Annotated in this window: 15 protein-coding genes; 12 read left to right on the top strand and 3 right to left on the bottom strand. The window is 46.4% G+C overall.

The annotated features are described in order from the left end of the window. From F3J22_RS10095 to F3J22_RS10065, 7 genes are read left to right on the top strand one after another with little or no spacing between them, the layout of a single operon-like run. Positions 1 to 3,507, top strand: a complete 3,507-nt coding sequence (locus tag F3J22_RS10095) for a baseplate J/gp47 family protein (protein ID WP_167016698.1) — start codon at positions 1 to 3, stop codon at positions 3,505 to 3,507. Between the two features lie 18 nt (positions 3,508 to 3,525). Continuing rightward, positions 3,526 to 6,546: a hypothetical protein gene (locus F3J22_RS10090; RefSeq protein WP_167016696.1), complete on the top strand. Its 3,021-nt coding sequence runs from the start codon at positions 3,526 to 3,528 to the stop codon at positions 6,544 to 6,546. A 33-nt stretch (positions 6,547 to 6,579) separates the two neighbouring features. Continuing rightward, positions 6,580 to 9,675, top strand: a complete 3,096-nt coding sequence (locus F3J22_RS10085) for a hypothetical protein (RefSeq protein ID WP_167016694.1) — start codon at positions 6,580 to 6,582, stop codon at positions 9,673 to 9,675. Beyond that, positions 9,675 to 11,117 carry a contractile injection system tape measure protein gene (locus tag F3J22_RS10080; protein WP_167016692.1) on the top strand — a complete coding sequence of 481 codons (1,443 nt, stop codon included), beginning with the start codon at positions 9,675 to 9,677 and terminating at the stop codon, positions 11,115 to 11,117. The genes F3J22_RS10085 and F3J22_RS10080 overlap by 1 nt, the downstream gene beginning before the upstream one ends. 14 nt (positions 11,118 to 11,131) lie before the next feature. Beyond that, positions 11,132 to 14,506, top strand: a complete 3,375-nt coding sequence (locus F3J22_RS10075; RefSeq protein ID WP_167016690.1) for a DUF4157 domain-containing protein — start codon at positions 11,132 to 11,134, stop codon at positions 14,504 to 14,506. A 5-nt stretch (positions 14,507 to 14,511) separates the two neighbouring features. Further along, positions 14,512 to 15,066, top strand: a complete 555-nt coding sequence (locus tag F3J22_RS10070; protein WP_167016688.1) for a T6SS immunity protein Tdi1 domain-containing protein — start codon at positions 14,512 to 14,514, stop codon at positions 15,064 to 15,066. 4 nt (positions 15,067 to 15,070) lie between these two features. Beyond that, positions 15,071 to 16,384, top strand: coding sequence for an ATP-binding protein (locus tag F3J22_RS10065; protein WP_167016686.1), 1,314 nt, complete (start codon positions 15,071 to 15,073; stop codon positions 16,382 to 16,384). A gap of 82 nt (positions 16,385 to 16,466) precedes the next feature. Here F3J22_RS10065 and F3J22_RS10060 read toward each other — a convergent pair whose 3' ends face one another. Further along, entirely contained in the window at positions 16,467 to 16,925 is a 459-nt protein-coding gene (locus F3J22_RS10060; protein WP_167016684.1) for a hypothetical protein, read from the bottom strand. 77 nt (positions 16,926 to 17,002) lie between these two features. After that, complete coding sequence (locus F3J22_RS10055) at positions 17,003 to 17,185, bottom strand: hypothetical protein (RefSeq protein ID WP_167016683.1); 183 nt, start codon at positions 17,183 to 17,185, stop codon at positions 17,003 to 17,005. 247 nt (positions 17,186 to 17,432) lie between these two features. On the opposite strand from F3J22_RS10055, the gene F3J22_RS10050 reads away from it, so the two are divergent. From F3J22_RS10050 to F3J22_RS10030, 5 genes are all read left to right on the top strand, one after another. Next, positions 17,433 to 17,651: a hypothetical protein gene (locus tag F3J22_RS10050; protein WP_167016681.1), complete on the top strand. Its 219-nt coding sequence runs from the start codon at positions 17,433 to 17,435 to the stop codon at positions 17,649 to 17,651. A gap of 133 nt (positions 17,652 to 17,784) precedes the next feature. After that, positions 17,785 to 18,261 (top strand): hypothetical protein, encoded by a 477-nt coding sequence (locus F3J22_RS10045; protein WP_167016679.1) that lies wholly within the window; start codon positions 17,785 to 17,787, stop codon positions 18,259 to 18,261. A 409-nt stretch (positions 18,262 to 18,670) separates the two neighbouring features. After that, complete coding sequence (locus F3J22_RS10040) at positions 18,671 to 19,015, top strand: hypothetical protein (RefSeq protein WP_167016677.1); 345 nt, start codon at positions 18,671 to 18,673, stop codon at positions 19,013 to 19,015. A gap of 19 nt (positions 19,016 to 19,034) precedes the next feature. Continuing rightward, positions 19,035 to 19,802, top strand: coding sequence for a sensor histidine kinase (locus F3J22_RS10035; protein WP_167016675.1), 768 nt, complete (start codon positions 19,035 to 19,037; stop codon positions 19,800 to 19,802). Further along, positions 19,799 to 20,470, top strand: a complete 672-nt coding sequence (locus F3J22_RS10030) for a response regulator transcription factor (RefSeq protein ID WP_167016674.1) — start codon at positions 19,799 to 19,801, stop codon at positions 20,468 to 20,470. The genes F3J22_RS10035 and F3J22_RS10030 overlap by 4 nt, the downstream gene beginning before the upstream one ends. A 36-nt stretch (positions 20,471 to 20,506) precedes the next feature. Here F3J22_RS10030 and F3J22_RS10025 read toward each other — a convergent pair whose 3' ends face one another. Beyond that, positions 20,507 to 21,061: a GNAT family N-acetyltransferase gene (locus tag F3J22_RS10025; RefSeq protein ID WP_167016673.1), complete on the bottom strand. Its 555-nt coding sequence runs from the start codon at positions 21,059 to 21,061 to the stop codon at positions 20,507 to 20,509. Positions 21,062 to 21,089: the final 28 nt, after the last annotated feature.

Here is a 21,089-nt window from a genome sequence, read left to right as displayed (position 1 = left end):
ATGCCTACAGACTGCTCAGTAATATTAAATCCGCTGTTTCTCCCGCGTAATGGCACTTCCCGGAAAGCCAGGGAACTGGCGGCACTGGACCCCGCCAGCGCCCCGCTGAACGGCAGGCAGCTGGAAGACGACATTCTATATACCTACCGCATGGCTTCCCAGCTGCGGTATATGAATATTACCAACCAGGAACAAGGTACCTGGCAGGTATTTTTTAAAAGAGATCCTTCAACCCTGCTGGCCATGGTGGCGGCTCAAAACAGCAATGACTTCGCAGCAGCCATCAAACAAAACCTGCAGACGCTCCAGAAAGGAACCGCCGCCACTGACGCAATAGCCACCACATGCTACGGCAATATCATCAGTGGCATATATTCACTGGCAGTTCAGATAGACAACCTTTATGTGGCACTTGATCCTACTTCGCAGCTGAAAGGCACTATACAGGCACTTATCAGCACAAAGCTGAAAGACCAGCTGGCGAAACTGCTCCTGTATTTTAACTACGCCCTTGCCCAGGCGCCTCCTCTTGTTGATATAACCGCAAACCTTGATGTAGTTGTGCTGGGTGAAGCCACCCAAACCATGGAACATCTTAAAGCCCCCGGCTTCTCTCCTATATGGACCAGCACTATCACACCGGATGCCGATATCTATGGCACTGGCACCACAATCACCAAAAAACTTTTTACCGCCACTAACAATACTTTCTTTAAAGATATCCTCGATGTATTCATCATGGCGCTGGCAAGGATTATCAGCGCTGCCAAACAGGAACTGGCGCAAACCCTCGGCGACTGGAATACACATGAGCCACACAACGCGCTCTATCTCTCCTATCTGAAATTACTGGAATATGCCAAACAACAGATGAATGGCATCACCGAAAGGCATTTACAGCTGTATTATCAAAACATTCTCCGCCTCCAGCCGAAAGGACCACAGCCCGGTCAGGTGTATGTATCCTTCCAGCTGGCACGCCTTACAGACGATTACCTGTTACCACAGGGTTCTTTATTAAAAGCCGGTAAGTTCTCCGATAAAACAGATGCCTGGTATGCAACAGACCAGGACATCGCCATCAACAATGCACAGATCAGCAGTCTGCAGGCTGTTTTTATAAACCCAGACAATACCGCTACCGGCAATAATGCCGGCCGCGTATATGCGTCGCCGGTAGCCAACAGTGCAGATGGCAACGGCGCCACATTTGATAATCCCCTGACACCATGGCACCCTTTCGCCAACAAAACAATGGCGGATTATACACAGGTGCAGGATATTGAAATGCCCACCGCCACCATCGGCTTTGCTTTTGCTTCCCATTATCTTTTTTTGAGAGAAGGTAAACGCACGATTATCATCACCATTCAACTTACCTCCGGCGGTATACCTACTGTTGATGAAACGGATTTTGTAATGGAAATCTCTACCGATAAAGGATGGGAAAAAATGTCTGCACTACAAGTGACAACAACGGCTACCAGTATGGTTTTCACCGGCACCATGCAGGCTACGCAGCCCGCTTCTGCGCCATGGAATACTGCAGTTCACGGGGGCGCATATACGAAGCAATTGCCGGTAGCAAGAATTACGTTGGCACAGGATAACGGAAAAGCATATAGCTACAATGCGCTGAAAGACTTACGCATGGCCAGTTTTAAACTGGAAGTAGTGGTCGATAAAGTCAGGAATATTTTTGTACAGACAGATGCCGGCGCCATGGACCCGGCGAAACCATTCCTCGCTTTCGGCGCAACACCACAGGCGGGCAATACGCTGATCATTGGATGTGACGAAATCTTCCAGAAAGAAAATGCCACCATATATCCGTTTATTACCTGGAAAAATGATACCGCATATAATACCTATCAGGCTCCGGACATGCAGATACTGGACAGCAAAAGCGGCTGGATCGTCACGATGGGCAGCCATATATTTGCTCCGCCAGCTATTGACTTAATTGTAGTTACAAAGGATTCCATCATTCCGCCTGTTTTCAGCGCCTCCAATGTACCTTATACAGCCACCAGCGTCACCGGCTTTTACCGTTATAAAATTTCTTCCGACCTGAACTATCAGCAGGCAACAGACGACAGGGTGACTTACCTCGGCAAACTGGCCGCCGGCCAAACGCCTACCCAGGTAAAAAACTACCTGCCACCCATGGTTCAGGATATCTATCTATACTACTATGCGGCCACAGGTTCTGCCGCAACCTTTTACCACCTGTTCCCCTTCGGGCAGCAGGAAGTAACTACTATCAGCAATGAAACATTGCTACCTGTCTTTCTACATGATGAAAACAATGTAATTGCCAGTCAGGCTGAGTTTTATATAGGCATTACCGGCACCACACCTCCCAGACGCGTCAATATCCTTTTCCAGATAGATGAAAGTACCGCTAATCCGCTGGTCGCAAAGCCGGACAACCAGGTACGCTGGCATTACCTTTCCGGCGACACCTGGAAAGGTTTTGATAACACCTCGCTGTCCGATGACACCGCGAACCTGATACGCAGCGGTATCGTTTCCGTAGCACTGCCCCGCGATGCAGACGCAGCGCACCACGTACTTCCCAACGGACAGTACTGGATAAAGGCTACCATACACGAAGATGATGAAGCAGTATGTAAGATCATCGCCATACTGCCACAGGCAGTTTCGGCAACTTTAGTACCCGCTGTAAACACAGGCGCCAGCTTGCCCGATCCGCTGCCTGCCGGCACTATCACCAGGCTGGACACACCACAGCCGGAAGTAAAAACCATCACTCAGTCTTTCCCTTCCTTTGGCGGATTCCCGGGCGAAAGTACCGGCGAGTTCAACCTCCGCATCAGTGAACTCCTGCGGCACAAAGGCAGGGGCATTACCGTATGGGATTATGAACACCTGATCCTGCAGCAGTTTCCGCAGCTATACAGGGCCAAATGTATACCACATACACGCTTCGACAATAGCATTTACGATGAACTGGCCCCAGGTCATGTTACCGTCATTACAATACCCAAAACCTTTGGCATCACCGGCATTGACCCGTTAAGGCCATTTACTTACGTAAGTGATCTCGATGCGGTAAAGAAATATTTGAGTGCCATCATTTCCCCATTTGTACAGCTACATATCTGTAACCCTTACTACGAACAGATAAAAGTAGAAGCCAGTGCGAGGTTTTTTCCCGAATATGATGAAACCATGTGCGTTCAGCAGCTGCAACAGGCAATCACCAAATACCTCGCGCCATGGGCATATGAAGATATTTCAGCACTGCGCTTTGAAAATAGTATCACCAATTCCATGATCGTTGACCTCATGGAAAATCAAAAGTATGTAGACTATGTAACAGATGTTAAAATATATCATAACAGTATCGTAAAAGATACCGTTACACCAGATCGTCAGTCGGCCATCATCGTGCCAGTAAAAGCAGAACAGCACGTGATCCACATCATCACTGACAATAATACCGGCACAACCCCAGACAACAAAGACTGTGGCTGTCCCTGATAAAAGATGACCCCAAATATGGAACAAAAAAATACCATACCAAAAAATCCGGTAAGACAGCCTGCAGAAGACTTCTGGTTCCTGCGGCAAAAGGGCATGGATTATATCCAGGCTCTTGGCAGTAAATTCTGGACGGATTATAATTTACACGATGCGGGTATTACCACGTTGGAGCTTTTCTCTTTTGCCATCACCGACATCGCATATCGTATAGGCTTTCCCGTTGAAGATATTTTCGCCGCTTATCTCACCCCTGCCAACCTCAACCAGCAGGCCTTTTTCCCCGCCCATGAAATACTGACGATCAATCCGCTTACCATCAATGATTTTCGTAAGTTATTGATAGACCAGCCAGGGATCAGGAATGCATGGCTCCTGCCAAAAGTTTGTAGCTGCGACGACACCGGCGCCGATGACCCTTGCAGTACTACCTGTAATTGCGAAGTAGATTTTTATGGAGATGAAATCAAGGGAAATCTGACCTACCTATCTACCAGTAAGGGATATACGAAACCAAATAAAAAAACAGACCTTAAAGGGATCTATGATGTACTGATATCTTTTGATGATGATCCCGTATATGGTGATATCAACGACGGGCGTATCTCACAGGTGCTGATATACGGCCAGCAGCGGGCTACACTGGAAGTTCGGCTGCCGGATTATACTTTACTGCAGCAACACGGCGCATGGCTGCAAGCACTCACTGACCCTGCCAAAACCATTGCCAAAGTAGAAATAATACCCGTAACAGGCGCGTTATTAAGAGATGCTGCCGGCAATGCGATAGATGATACCACCATCGCCAAAGCCATTCGCCGCAGTATCTTCTTCGATCTGAAAATCACTTTATCCGACAGTACTGAAATTACTTTCGAAAAAAACATCGGGAACATCTACCTGTTCCAGGGTGCAACAGCGACCATTAAAACCAGTGATATCACCACGGCCATCACTACGGCAAGTGGTTTAATCACTACCTACAAACATAATCTTATACAGATACATACACTGATAGAGGCCAGCAGACATAAGCTGCAATCGCACCGCAACCTCGATGAAGATTTCTGTCATATCGGGCTAGTGCCTTTTGAGGATGTTAGCTTTTGTGCCGATGTATCACTCACCCAGGATGCTGATATCGAAAAGGTACAGGCTATTATTACCGTACTGGTAGAGCAATACCTGAACCCTGTCATACCTGTATACTCTCTTGCAGAAATGCTGGATAAAAAGCTTCCCATTGAAGAAATTTTCAATGGGCCCCGGCTCGACAACGGATTTATCCTTACTGAAGACCTGAAAAAAGCAGACCTCAAAACCGCCGTGCATGCCTCCGACCTTATTGGTCAGATCATGGAAATTCCAGGCGTAGAAAGCGTCAGCAATTTCCTGATGACCAGCTACAACGAGCAGGGCGATCCGATATATAGTAGCAGACCATGGGTATTACCAGTTACGGCCGGCCATCAGCCACGGCTATACGCAGAAAGGTCCAAATGGCTCTTCTTCAAGAATGGCCTGCCTTTCCTGCCTGCAGACCCCGCCGAACTGAATTCGCTCCTCCAGGAAGAGCGTAGTAAATATGCACACATAAAAACAACGGGATTAAAAAACGAATTGGACCTGCCAGCAGGTACCACCAGGAATTTCATGGATTACTATCCCGTACAGTATTCCTATCCGCTTAACTATGGTATAGGGGAAGATGGATTACCTGATACGGCCACGACTGTACGAAAAGCGCAGGCGGCACAATTCAAAACCTACCTGCTCTTTATGGAACAGCTACTGTTGAACTATCTCGCACAACTGCAAAATGCAGGGCAGTTCTTCCTGGTAGATGCCTCACAAACACGTAGCTACTTCCCTGCTTTCGTTGATAGTAACATCATCAGGGATGCAGAAGAATTTTATGTCCTGCCCTATCCACGGGACCCATCCGGGATACCTCCTGTAAAACAGGCGCTCAGCGATTTCCTGGAGCCAGTCAACGGTGGCCTTACCCGCCGCAACCAGGCTATAGACCACCTGCTGGCAAGGTTTGCAGAGAGCTTCAACGATTATGCGCTGATGTTATACAGTGTGGAAAATGGCGATAGCCAGGCCCTTCTGAAAGCGAAAACGGACTTCCTGATCAATTACCCGGCAACCAGCAGCAACCGCGCAAGAGGTATCGACTATTCCATCGCTGACCCTTGCAGCGGACAAATCAGCGGCCTGCAACAACGGCTTTTTACACTGCTCAACCTGATTGCAGCCGAGGGCGACAGCCTGCTGCTCATTGAGCACCTGTTACTCCGCCCACGCATCCCCGGGCAACTATTCCTGCCCATCTGCACCGATGGCGACTGCCACACCTGTTACGACGATGATCCTTATTCATTCCGGATAACCGTAGCCCTGCAAGGCTCCAAACCGGAGTACATGAATTTCGATTACCGCCGGTATGCGGAAACAACCATCAAACTGGAAGTGCCGGCACACCTGCTGCCGAAGGTTTGCTGGATAGGGCAGACATCTCCCGTTAATCAATTACAGGACGCATGGTGTAAATGGCTGGCAGAAAACAGCCAGTTGCAGGAAAAAGATATCAGTCTCGGTACTGCCGTAAAAGCAATACTCGCCGATCAGCAACAGGCCTGTAAATGTACCCACGCCTTATTGGAACAATATGGCCAGGTAATACACGACTGGGTGGCCGCATGGGTAGCCACCAATCCGAATGCAATACTGATATACCCGCAAACACCGCCAGTACCGTCGGTTGCAGTCCCCGATCTGAACAAGGCTGATCTCGATACATTAATCAACACACAAAAAGCCATATGTAACGGTAAAGACTATACGACAGCAGTCAATAAACTGTTTACTGACTTTTATGACGATGATAAAATAAAACTCCTGCAAACACACGCAGTTGTGGTCAATATGGTATCACACCTGAAAAGCATATATCCTCCTGCTACACTGCATGACTGTGAAGAAGGCAATGATACCAACCCGGTAAGATTAGGCAGCACGGCATTAGGACTGTAAAATTATTATTCTCTAACGTTTAGTTATTTAATCATGGTACCCCAAACACAAAGCTTTCCTTTCTTTGAGGCAAACCAGGTGCTCACCAGCGACCAGTTAAACCTGCTTTTCGAATATAATGATGAGCAAAACCGCCTCACGCGCACAAACCTCATCGGTATTGGTATTGTGTGCGGTCTGGAAGCCACCATGGCTACAAATGGCACAGGCATTACCATTACCCGTGGTTGTGGCGTTACGTCTTCCGGTTACCTGGTAGTACTCGACCCGAATACTACCTATACCTACAGGAAAAACTATACACAACCCGACCCTGTAAAATATGATGTTTTTATTCATAAAGATGCCAGCAATAACGATGTACAAATCCCGCTATGGGAGCTACTTACCGCCATACCACCCAACAATGGCGACAGCTCTGTAACCGCCCTGGATAAAAACTTCCTCGCGGATAAAGTAGTCATGTTGTTCGTTGAACTCAACCAAACGGAAAACAAAAACTGCCTGCCCAATTCCTGCGATGATAAAGGCGCCACAGTGAATATCACCATCCGGCCACTGCTTATCAAATCTTCCGATACCGACACCTATTTAAAAACTAATATCCCCGCCTACACCGGTAAGCCCAGCCTGCCAATTGTGAAGATGCCAAGAGTAAATGTTACCGCTACCACACTTACCACTACCGCCAACCTGGTAGACGCCTATAAAAAAGTGCTTACCAAAGACTTTATTCAGAATACTGTAAAACCAGCATTACAGCAACTGGTAACAACCTATAAAAACGTACATAACGATATTAATAAACTGGGACAGGCCATCAATCAGCTAGACAATATCCCCTACGATTCGGGAAATAATATTAATCTCACCAGAGAATATTACTACCAATATTATTACGATTTTATCAGCGACCTGCTGGAAGGATATGCGGAAATCATTTCCAGGTATAACAGGATAATGGCTGTCTGTTGCCCGGATGAAAGCTGGTTTCCACGTCACCTGTTGCTGAACCTGCTGTCTGCCACAACCGCACCAGATCCTTACCGGCATTACTTCATCCCTTCTCCTGCCATCGCAAAGGAAACACAGGTAGCAGGTGAGCTGGTACAGCTGTTTAACCGGCTGACGACCATGTTATATTCCTTTCCCAACATACCTGCACCTACGCTTTTCGGTGCACCGAATATTATCATTACACCGAGTAAACTAAGTAGCCCTTTATCCGAAAAGTCAATTCCATTCTATTATAGCCAGACCAAACAAACGAATGGCCTGCAGCTCTTCGATACCTGGAACTACAAGCTTACACAACAAAGCAGGAGCAAGCAAAACCTATCATACAACGCAACATCGTATCCGGCTTCAGACGACTTTGTACTGAATCCGCTGAAGTATGATCTGGAGCCTTATAATTTCTTTCGTATAGAAGGTATCGTTGGCACCGATTACAAGAAAACACTGGATACATTGTCTGCCATGCGGAATAACAACCGCCTGCCGTTCAACGTCGTGGGCATCAGAACCGGTAATCAGGCCGATGCAGCCGCTTCTGCCTACTTCCCTGACCTGGAAGCCAATTACCTCGAGCTACAGGCGGCCATCGCCTGCGCCGGCGTGGACCTGCTGAATAGTCTGGCTAACCTGGCCAGCCTTAATGACACGGTCATAAAAACAGTCATTCAACGCAATCAATGCCTGGGAAAAGAGCTGGCCGCATTATACCTGGCCTATACAAACCGCCTCAATGATCTTCAGCAAAACCTGATGCTCTATAAATACGGCCAGAATAATCCCGGTATTACACATAAAGCCGGTGTACCGCCTGGCGGCACTTTTATAGTGGTATATGACGGTGCTTATCAGGGAAAAAAATGGAACTGGGGTGATATATTCACGCTGGTTGGTAATGCCTATGTTCTGTCTGATGACGCGCAGCAGATAATCAATTCCAACCCCAACCTGAAGTTCATGACCGATAGCCTGCTGCCCGGCGTGACACAGGAAAATGCGTCCACCTTGCTGCCTATCATCACAGAACATATCAACAACGTCCAGGTGATGAATGTGAGTCCTGTAAACGTGGCCAGAAGCTTCAATGTATCAGATACCAATATAAATGCAAACAAGCTCACGGATGCCGGCTTCGTAGCACAGCGGCCCAATAACCAGAACCTGGCGCCGGTGGTAGTAGTAGGCCATGGTTCGGCGGTTGGCGTAAACTTTGAGCCTGTAGCCGTTACCAATGGTATTATCATTGCAGACTTCTATCTCCCTTATATCTGTTGTGCAAATGGTGGTGTTTCACAATATACGGTGAATGAAACTACTACAACGACGCCACCACCCAGCACCTGCGACAAGCCCTGCAACGGCATAGTACAGCAATGTCTTTATCCGCTATGGATGCCGATGGGTACTGACGTAGACCCCAATTCGGAACAAATTAAAATAGATATCGCCTACCTCAGCATCCGCGATGATAAAGGCGCTATTATTTATGATGAAGAATTCAGTGCAATCCTCAACGGCAAGCTAAACCAACAAAAGATGTCCCTGCAAACCGTTAAGTTATTGATAGATGTAATTACATCATCTATAAAAAATAACCTGAAAGATACCGCCGCCTTTACGATCAACTATCAGCCTGCGGCAAGGGATATCGGTACCGGACTATTACAATTGGGCACCTACCAGTGTTATAGCTTCGAATTGCGTATCAGTGCTGAAACAGCGAGTGCCTATTACGACTATACATACAATAATGCTGGTGTTAATATTATCACCCGGTACAACAGCACCAGCAAGCTGACATTCCAGGAATTCAGTGCCCGCATTCCGAAATTCGGTTGTGTCGTTACAGATCTCTGCCAGAATAAAGTGATAACAAACAGTTGTCAGATCTCCGACTTCAAAATAAAAACGAACGGCAATACCAGTGGAGGCCCTGAAAATGTAACGAATCTGAAAGCTGTTTACTGGATTGCTGACAAAGCCATACCAGGTTTCGGCTCAGATACAACTTTTAAAATTAATAAATCCATGAACCCAAGAGGAAACCTTCGTGCAATAGTGATTGACACGAATGGTTGCTGGGCAATTGACGAATCTTACTATCCATTAGGCTAATGGCAGAACACCTCATACAGCAACTGGTTGTCTCCATACAAATGAAGGGAGACGAAATGCAGGCCATCGCACTGCAGCAGGAAATGACTGCGCTCTGCGAAGGTCCGCTGCTGCAAATGCTGGAGCAATTATTTGATCAGTACGACAACGGACAACAGGTCATCATCGATAAACTGGAAATAAAAATTCCGGAAGATGATATGCAGTTACTACCCCCAGCCATTCTGACTACTGTTTCCAAAGAAATAAGTCATGTATTGCAGCAAAAAACCAGCATAGATGAATTTACTGCCATACCGAAACCATCTATTGATCCTCTCTCTGAAAACAAAAAAAATAATACAACAGATTATACTCCCCAACAGCTGACCAGCATACTATGCACCTTCCTGCAAACAGGCCAGCTGCCATGGTGGGCCGGGAATACAGCATTTGATCAGCTGACAACAGCAATACCAACGGCCCTGAAACTGGCCAAAACACTGCAACAGGAAGTAATAGCCGTGTTAAAACAATCTGCTGCTGCGCAGTACAGGCTACTGCACCAGTTTACAGCTACCTGGCAGATGAGCTTTCTATATGCATTACAACCCACTTTGTTCACCGCCATTGAAAGCACAGTAGCTACTTTAAATGCTATCATCGCCAGGAAAATAAGCAATTCCATTATTAGCAGTACGGATGTAATGCAGGCGCTGAAACCCTGGATATTGCAGCATATCATCACACATACGGAAGGGCGTCCGGAGGAAGTCAGGTTGCTAGCTGGTATTATATCTCAATTTGAAAAGATGAATATCATGTCAGATATACCGGCACTGATAAACGAACTCCCTCCTGCACAACAGCAAGCTGTTACTGATCAGCTACAGCCACAAAATATTTCAATCGCGTCATCATCTCCCGAAAACTGGCAAACAAATACGGAGCAGGCAACAGCAGGCTATTTTATTCACAATGCAGGCCTGGTATTACTGGCACCTTTCCTCGGTACATTCCTGCGCGCCTGTGATGTGGCAGATGAAAAGCAGGTGACCAATGAAAGTTATGCCGTTGCACTGCTGGAATTGCTGGCCACTGGCCGCACCGGTGTAGGTGAACATGAACTGGTGTTTAATAAAGTTTTGTGTGGCATTCCTGTAGATAGGCCACTGGAAAGAATCAACAGCATACAACCCGAACACACCAACGAAGCAGCACAACTGTTGCAAACAGTTATAGGTTACTGGAAAAGCCTGAAGAGCACCAGTATTGATGGTTTACGGGTCAGCTTCTTACAGCGTACCGGTAAGCTATCGCTAAAAGAAAACAATGAACAGTGGCGCCTGCAGGTAACGCCGGAAAGCTATGATCAGTTCCTGCTGCCGGATCTGCCATGGAATTACCAGATGGTACCGCTGTTATTCAGCAAACAACAATTTATCTGGGTAGAATGGTCATGAAAACAGCATAGCAGATGAGTACAAAATCAGGTGCAGATGCAGGTGTAAAAGCTAATGCATCTAAAACAAACAGTAAAACTACGACTTCGGCGAAAGCGCCGGAGAAGCAGTTTTTTGCACCTGCCAAACCTGCCGTTCAAACCAAACTAAAGGTAGGTAGTCCGAATGATCCGGCCGAAAAAGAAGCCGATCATATGGCCAATAAGGTCATGAATGCTCCTGCCCACGCCACGCATGCGGTACAGCGCAAAGCTACTGCCAATCAAACCATCCAGGCGAAAATGTCGCCGGGAAAGAAAGATGATAAAATTCAGAAAAAAGAAGATAAGCAGATTCAAAAGAAAGAAGATAAACAAATACACAAAAAAGAAGACAAGCAGATACATAAGAAAGAAGATAAACAGATTCACAAGAAGGAAGATAAACAAATACACAAGAAAGAAGATAAGCAGATACACAAGAAAGAAGATGACAAGAAAGTACAGCGCAAAAGCGAAGGCACAGAATCCTCGTCTATCGATAGTATAGGTGAAAGTCTGCTCACACGTAACAGTGGTAGTCCGCTGAAAGACGATACACGCAGTTTCATGGAACAGCGCTTCAACGCCGACTTCAGCAACGTCCGTATTCACACCGGTACTGAAGCCAGCCAGATGAATAATGATCTGGGAGCAAAAGCATTTACCTATCAGAACAACATCTACTTCAATCAGCAACAATACCAGCCAGGCACCTCCGATGGCAAACACCTGCTGGCACACGAGCTTACCCATGTGGTACAACAGGGTCAGTCTACTGTAATGCCACAGGTACAGCGTTTTTTAGGCGTTCATATCCCTTCCTGGCAAGATGTCATCGACTGGCTGGCCGAAAAAGCCTATAACATACCCGGCTTTCGTATGTTCACCATCGTGATCGGTGTAAATCCCATCAATGGTGAAACCGCCGACAGAAGCGCCGCCAACATATTACGTGCCATCGTGGAATTCCTGCCAGGTGGACATATCATCACACAGGCACTCGAAAAATATAACGTATTTGAGAAAGCAGGTGCATGGGTGGAAGGCAAGCTGAAACGCTTCTCCAACCTGATGGGAACAGTGAAATCTGCCATCAAACAATTTACCGACGACCTCGACTTTCTCGATATCATCCTGCATCCGATAGCCACCTGGGAAAAGGCCGTACATATCTTCTCTGATCCGGTAAATGAAATTATCAGCTTTATTCAGAGCATCTTCCAGGACCTGTTCCAGCTGATACGCGATGCCGTACTCAAGCCACTGGCCGGACTCGCAGCCAATGCACCAGGCTACGACCTGCTATGTGCCGTACTGGGTTTCAATCCTATTACCGGCGAATCTGTTCCCCGCAATGCTGATACGCTGATAGGCGGATTTATGAAGATGATCGGCAGACCTGATATCTGGGAGAATATCAAGAAAGGAAATGCCATTCAGCGCGCCTACGCATGGTTCCTCAATGCCATGAAAGGGCTCATATCAATGGTGAAGGGCTTCAAAGACGATTTCATCGCCATGCTGAAATCGTTGGAGATAATGGACTTCATCATCCTGCCCAACCTCTTCAGTAAGGTATTTAAGGTATTCGGCAATTTCGCCGGCACCTTCGCCAACTGGGCACTCGATACCATCTTCGACCTGCTGGAAATCATATTCTCAGTAGTAGCACCAGGCGCCATGCCTTACCTGGCCAAGGTAAGAGGCGCATTTAAAGGCATCCTCGAAAAACCGATGGTATTTGTAGGACACCTGATAGACGCGGCTAAGAAAGGCTTCCTTCAGTTCAAAGACCGTATTGGCCAATGGCTGAAGAAAGCACTGCTCGACTGGTTGTTAGGATCGCTGAAAGGTGCGGACATATACATTCCCCAGGCCTTTACACTGAAAGAAATCCTGAAACTGGTATTATCTGTATTCGGACTAACGTGGCAGAATATACGTGGCAAACTGGTAAAAGCAGTAGGTGAAACAGCGGTAGTGGTGATGGAGCAGACAGTGGATGTATTGGATACCCTTATCCACGAAGGGCCCGCAGCAGCATGGCAGAAAATCCAGGACAAAATAGAAGAACTGAAAGCGCAGTTCATTTCAGAAGTTACCAGCTTCGTAACGGTAACGGTAGTACAGGCAGCCGTCACCAAACTGCTCACCAGTCTGAACCCGGCGGGAGCCTTTATACAGGCCATCCTTGCCATATGGAACACCATCCAGTTCCTGATACAAAAGATACAGCAGATCGCCGCAGTAGGTATGGCCGTAGTAGATAGTATTGTGGAAATATCTTCCGGCGCGATCGGCAATGCTGCCAACAAAGTAGAGAATGTGCTGGGAGGTATGCTGAGCATGGCCATCAGCTTCCTCGCCAATTTCATCGGGCTGGGTAAAGTTTCAGATAAGGTAGTGGAAATCATCAAAAAGCTGAGGGCGCCGGTAGACAAGGCGATAGATAAGGTGATTGAATGGATTCTGAGTTTGGGTAAGAGTTTGGTATCAAAAGTAAAAAATGCAGTGGCAGGCTGGCTGGGCCTCCGGAAAGACTTCACCGATGAGGCTGGCGAAAATCATAGCGTATTTTTTAAAGGCTCAGAGGATAACGCCGTAGTGATGGTAGCCAGTTATAATCCACAGGCTCTTACAGAGTTTATAGCTAATGCAGGAAAGGAGCCTAAAAATAAAAAATATGTAACTCAACTGGAAAAAGCATTGGAACAAGTAGATATAGAAAGAAAGAAAGTCGTCAGTTCGGATAAGAAATCAGAGGTAGACAAAAAAGAAAAACTTGTGAACGAAAAAATATCCAAAGTTGCAGATATCCTTTCCAAAATGAAGATTTCCGGCGCAACGAAAGAAAAAATGGATCTTATTACGGTTAAATTCGAACGAGGAAACCTGAACAAAGAAATCTACGACGAACAATTGGGATACCAGACTGCAGGGCTGAATGGAATGACAATCGCCCGATGGTTTACCAACAGGTCACTCTATGAAATGAAAGGTCGGGATAATTCTACCATGCGCAAGGTAGAACGTCAGGAGCGTAATAGCGAGGCTGCACGACGTGCAAGAGTTGAACTTAAAGGGCAAATTAAACCCAGCGACCCTGATTATGAAACAGCACTGAAAGCTGCAACAAGAGAACATAGAGCAGATATCCGGGCAGAAGATGAAGGGCAAGCTTACCTGCATACAGTTGACGGCGTAGCTGGCGGTGATTCCTATAAATTCTCAGGCCACGGCGATAGTGAAATCAACTCCGATATCGGTAGTCAGTGGCCAGGCAGATTAGAACCAATTTTAGAAGAGGTAAAAAAGATAAAACCCGAAGTATACAAAAGTACCAATATGAATGTTAAATTAATATCTTAACTGCTATGGAAAATTTGCAACAATTTGAGCAAAAGCACCCTTTAGACAAAGGCCCGTTCACATCCGCAGATGCAAATACCATCGCGGCATTCAAAGACAAACTGCCCGACTTCTTATTAGATGCCTGGGCAAAAAATGGGTTCGCATCTTATGGTAATGGCTTTTTCTGGTTGATCAATCCGGATAAATATACAGACATCGCAAAAGGATTACTACCCAAATATCCTACCGCCATCCCCTTTCTCAGAACGGGTTTAGCAGGTATTTTCTTTTTGCATGACGGCAATATAAGTTTCTTTGAGTCTGTATATAATGAGATAGTGCACTATCCGGATTTTACCATGGAGCAGTTGTTTAACATCCTGTTGACAGATGATAACGTACTTAATGAAGATCAGTTCGAACCGCTGTATACCGCTGCCTTTCCAAGGCTGGGCATGCCTGCTGAAGATGAATGCTACGGCTTTTTTCCGGCGATACCACTAGGCGGAGACCTCTCACCGGAGAATCTCAAAAAAGTAAAGCTGGCGGAATATCTTTCCATCATTTCTCAATTATAATCTTATGCACACTTCCCTGCACGTCCCGCTCACATATCTGCGGCAGTATGTTACCGGCCGGCTGGCATTGCATTTTGAGCAGGCTACTGAAGTCAACGTTGATGCCGATGCCTGGCTGGAAGACGATTCCCCGTTCTCCAGGTGGATCATGGAACAGCAGCCGGAAGTAGAGGAATATGTTGCGTTATTGCTGGCATTCGCGCCACATATACAACCCGGATTTTTTGATGATATTTTAAAAGAATTTCTTCCGGACGGCGGTAATTTTATTGAATTCGGCGGAACCAAAGGGATGAACCACCGTGGCCTGCTTCCTACCGGCGATACGCTGCTATTCATATTGGCCGGCACCGACGTAAACAAAAGGGCGGCGCTGCAACTGTCGCTATTGCGTAATAGTAAATTCTTCCAGCAAGGCATCCTGCAGCTGGACGCTGTTCCCGCTGGCGAACCGCCCATGAGCGGCCGCCTCCTGCTCGACGAAGAGACCGCAGACATATGGATCACCGGAGAAGCCGGCAGACCTAAGTTTACCAGCGATTTCGCCGCCGAATATATCACCACCATGCAGGAATGGGACGACCTTATTCTAAACCCGCACACCCTCGAACAGATTCGTGAAATTGAAGAATGGGTCAGGCACCAGCACCAGCTCCTGCATGACTGGAATATGATACGTCGCGTGAAACAAGGTTACTGTGCCCTGTTCCATGGCCCTCCCGGCACCGGTAAAACCATGGCCGCCATGCTGCTGGGCAAATATACCGGGCTGGATGTCTATAAGATAGATCTGTCCAAAGTAGTATCAAAATATATAGGAGAAACAGAAAAGAACCTTTCCAGGATTTTCGATAAGGCACAGCGCAAACAATGGATACTCTTCTTTGATGAAGCAGACACCTTATTCGGTAAGCGTACAGAGATCAACGATGCCCGCGACAGGTACGCCAACCAGGAAGTAGGCTACCTCCTGCAGCGTATAGAACAATATGGTGGCCTGGTAATACTGGCATCTAACTTTAAATCCAATATGGATGAGGCTTTCCTTCGCCGTATCCAGAATATCATATACTTCCCTATACCTGCCGCTGAAGAGCGTTTTACCTTATGGAAACAAGCTTTCCCCGAACAGGTAAAGTTCTCCAAATCAATTTCTTTCGAACATATCTCCAATTACCATGAGCTGACCGGCGCCAATATCAACAACATCGCCTACCATTGCTGCCTCAAGCTCATCGCTGGCAATCAGGAAGAACTCTCCTATCCCGATTTGCAGCTTGCCATCAAAAGGGAATTGCAGAAAGAAGGCCGAGGCTAATCACTTCCGGGGATCGTTTCGTTCACCGATGCCTTCGGCATCGGTGAACGAAACGGGAAAATGACAAAACACCATCATCTCCCTATACCACCTGATAGTTCTTCCTGTAAGCTCTCCCCAACAGCAACGCAATCCCCAGCCACACCGGCACAAACACCAGCATCGCCACAACCGCAGGCTCTTTCATCAGGCTCACCGCCAGACTGAATCCTATCTGAACAGTAGATAACGTTAACCCATATGCGATAATAATGAGTGCTACCAGGCAGCCGTAGGTAAGTCCGGCTGCTACCGCTCTGCCCTGCAATCTGATGATCTGCGCTGCCAGCCTGTTTCCTGCCACTGCCCCTCCGGCCAGCAACAGGCCAAAGAACGACAGGTAGGTAGCATGCAACTCTATCTCCAGCATAACGGGTATACCTGCACGGAGATCATTTCTGAAAAGCAGTAATAAAAAAACAACGTGTGCCAGTAAGATAATCAGCAGATGAGCGAGCAACCCGTACCATACACCTTTTTTCGCCAGTGAAGCATTTTTCATGAATGTAGAAGGATATTAGATTAGTTTGATAATATCCTATAACACGCATGGATATACTTTGAACTAGTGAGTACGGCTTATACTTTTTCTACCTGCTCCTTCTTTCGCTCTTTCTCCATTCTGTATAGTTTTTCATTGATTTTGTCGAGATAAAAAACGATATCATCTACCCGGAATACCCATCTGAGAATGATGATCTGTAAAATACAGAAGATGGCCGCGCTGGCCAGCAAAAACCATGGGGAACTCATTGCATTCATGACTGGAGATTTAAGGTTTTGTCAATAAAGATTGGTGGTCAAGATATACTAACAACGTAAAAACCCCGGGCGAATTATTTAAAAATCAGGGGTTATTCCCTAAAATTACGAAAATCAGCTACCTGAAAAATAAAATACCGTGAAAACACCCCCCTCTTATGAGCATTTTCCCGTTGCGGGGCTTGGCGACCGGTTATACATTTGAACTCAGGAATACGCCTGATCCTGCATCCGAAAACACTGTGAAATGAAACGCTTATTTATCCTGTTACTTTTGATCCTTGGCCACCTGGCAATATACCTGCATGTCCAGGCAAAGAAAGAGGTCCGTCGTACTGCAAAGGAGGAGAAAAATGTTGCGGACCGCACGTATAATACACTTAACAATATTTCACTAGATAGGTCACCAACTGTTCAATCTGAGCAACACAGTGATGTTGTTGCCTACCCGGCGCTGTCGTACTAGCGCCCGTTGTTTGCTCTCCACTTTTATGGGGGATGGGAAAATAAAACGTTCTTCATCCCCTTTCTTTTTAAATTATCACTTTTTTATATATTTTACCAGCTTACTTTTTGATCACCCTAAAACATTCATGCTGATGTCATCATCAAATGTAACATTTGGAGGAAAGCCAATTTCATTAGAAGAAGCACGCGCTATCCTGAATACCCGTAAAGAATGCGTTGATAAAATGGACTTGCCATTAAAAATCGCCACCGGCATTCTTCACGAGCCAACAGTAACACATTATTACCTGGGTAACCAGAATGGTTTCCTGTTCAGCAAAGCAGAATTACTGCAGCTGATCGAATCGGAGGCACCTTATTACATGGTCATTGCAGGTGCCCATTCAGAAAAATCCACCGCATTTCAAAAAGGAGATCCTACCGTTATGATCATCCCTTGCACCCTGCTGAAAGATAGCAATGGAGAAGAAACCAACGGTTCTACCGTGTTAGCTACCGGCCTCCTTCCGCAGTCTAAAAAAGGTACTTCAAAAGTGGGCGATCCTACAGATCCTGTGGGTCTGGAACATCCACCAGCAACCAATGTTACAAATATCAATTTAGTTTAATGACCCCATATTAATGTTTTTCCTCACAACTTGCGTATTTTGCATAATTACCATACCGTTTCAGTTTACCAGTGGTCTTATGCAGTTACAGGATGTTTTGAGCGAAATTTCAATATGGATCGTTATATGCCCCTTGCTGGCAGGCCTTTACTTTATCAGATCCCTGTCACGGGACTCAATGATAATACTGGGGATAGTGGCACTGGCCGCTATCCCTCAGTTACTAAGGGCATTTATGGACGCCGGCCCCCTCTTGAATTTTACTTATAATCTTTATACAATTTTAGAAATTACATTGATCTGCTGCCTGTTATATCCAAAAGTCATCAATCCGGGCAGAAAGAAAATATTTATTATCACAACAGTACTAGTAACCGTTTTCAATATCTTAGCTGTTATCTGGTTTGGTTTGTCCACTCGCTTTATCAGCGAAGCAGTATCCGTCAACAACCTGGTATATACCATCTGGATCCTCCTGATCATCCTGGACCAGTACGAAATCACCGACGGCATACGCATTGGCTCTCCTTTCTTCTGGTATCTCACAGGAATCTTACTGTACGCACCCTGTACGATGCTGGTATTTTCCCTGTGGCAGTATATCAAAATACACCCGGATTCTGTAACAACTAAACTCTGGACCATACAAAGCATCTTTAATATCACCATGTATGTCCTGTTTACCATAGGTATCTGGAAAAACCATAAAACCCATCAGGCCAAAGTAATTTATCAAAGCGCAAATGGAAAATGATATCATCTTAAGCATAGTCATGGCAACCCTGCTGTTCCTCCTGCTAATCAGCTTTATCATCGCTTTCTGGATGATATACCTACGCAGAAGAGCAGCACACGCGCAGGAAAAACAACAACTTAAATCAGCCTTCGATCAGGAACTCCTGCGCGCCCAACTGGAAATTAAAGAACAAACCCAGAAAAATATCTCCCAGGAAATCCATGACAATATCGGCCAGGTACTTAGCCTGGTCAAACTAAACATGGGCACCATGAGCGTTGCCAATGTACCCGGACTGGACGAAAAACTTCAGGACTCTAAACAACTGCTTTCCAAAGCTATTCACGACCTTAGAAACCTCTCCAAAAGCCTCGATACGGACATGATCTCCGAAAAAGGCCTCTGCGCCGGCATCGCACAGGAACTGGAAATGGTACGCAAAACAGGCGCCTACGAAGTCAATTATAAAATTGAAGGCATGCCCGTAAGAATGGAAGCCAACAAAGAACTGATCCTCTTCCGCATCTTCCAGGAAGTGCTCAACAACATCATCAAACATGCCCATGCCACTATCATTGATGTGAATGTCAACTTCTTCCAGGATAACTGCCTCCTCGAAATCGCCGACAACGGCAACGGGATACCACCAGCCATCCTACAGGGAGAATCCTCCGGACTCGGCCTGCGCAGCATGCGCAAAAGAAGCAGCCTGATTGGCGCCGACCTCCAGATAGCCGATGTTCCAAAAGGTACGGCCATCACGATAAAAATACCGTATCTTACGGTCATAGAAAACCATCAATGAACAATAAAGTAACTATTGTGCTGGTAGATGACCACGTCCTTTTCCGTAAAGGACTGGCAACACTTATCGCCAGCTTCGATAACTTTTCCCTGCTGTTTGAAGCCAATAACGGAAAGGAATTCATCGCTATGCTCCAACCCGACCAACTCCCCGATATCGTACTACTCGATATCAATATGCCCGAAATGGACGGCTACGAAACTTGCGCATGGCTGAAGAAAAACCACCCCGGCGTCAAAGTACTATCCCTCTCCATGTACGACAATGAACAATCCATCGTTCGGATGTTCAAAGCCGGCGCCAAAGGCTATATCCTGAAAGACAGCGAACCCGCCGAACTCAGGGATGCCATGAACTCCCTCCATACCAAAGGGTACTACTACTCAGAAATGGTAACGGGAAAACTCATCCACTCCATCAACGAAGCGGAAGAAGAAGGTAATACAACCAAATTCGCTACCAACCTCTCCGACAGGGAAATCACCTTCCTTAAACTCGTATGCACAGAGCTTACCTATAAGGAAATCGCTGATCAGATGTGCCTCAGCGCCCGTACCATCGATGGGTACCGCGATAGCCTCTTCGCTAAATTACAGGTGAAAACAAGGGTGGGATTAGTGACGTATGCCCTCAAACACGGCATCGTCCTGCTCGACAAACTACCTTAACATATTACAGGGCTGACAGGCCCGCCCGTCAGCCCATTATTGAAAATCCTTCTTCAGGATAGCATACATATACATATCATGATACTGCTCCTGCCAGTACATATGGTCCCTCAGCAAACCCTCCCGCACAAAGCCATGCTTCTCCAGCAATAAACAGGAATCTGCATTATCTTTCATCACTTCCGCCTCTACCCTGTTGACATCCAGCGTCTTGAAAACATATTCCAGGAAACCATGCAGCGCCTCCGACATATACCCGCGCTTCCACCAGTTACTGGCAAGGTCATAGCCTATCGTACACCGATGATTGTTTTTATCGAATTTATTGATACCGATCGTACCTATAACGTGCTGCGTATCTTTAATCGTAATCGCCCAGCGTATGCCCTCTTTCTCCTTAAAACGTTTCTGGAAATATTGTATCAGCTCCATCGCCTTTCCCCTGCCCGCCAACGGCCGTAGATTATAAAACTTCACCACCTGCGGATCACTGAAAATATAATAGATCTCTTCCAGCATATCCATGGAAATAGCTTGTAGTGCTAACCTACTGGTTATTAATACAGGGAAGATGTCTGGCAATGCGTGCATAACGTGTGTCTTTATGTACTTTTCTGAA

The organism is Chitinophaga sp. Cy-1792 (genome assembly GCF_011752935.1).
GTDB lineage: Bacteria > Bacteroidota > Bacteroidia > Chitinophagales > Chitinophagaceae > Chitinophaga.
This window is presented reverse-complemented; position numbering and strand designations above follow the sequence as displayed.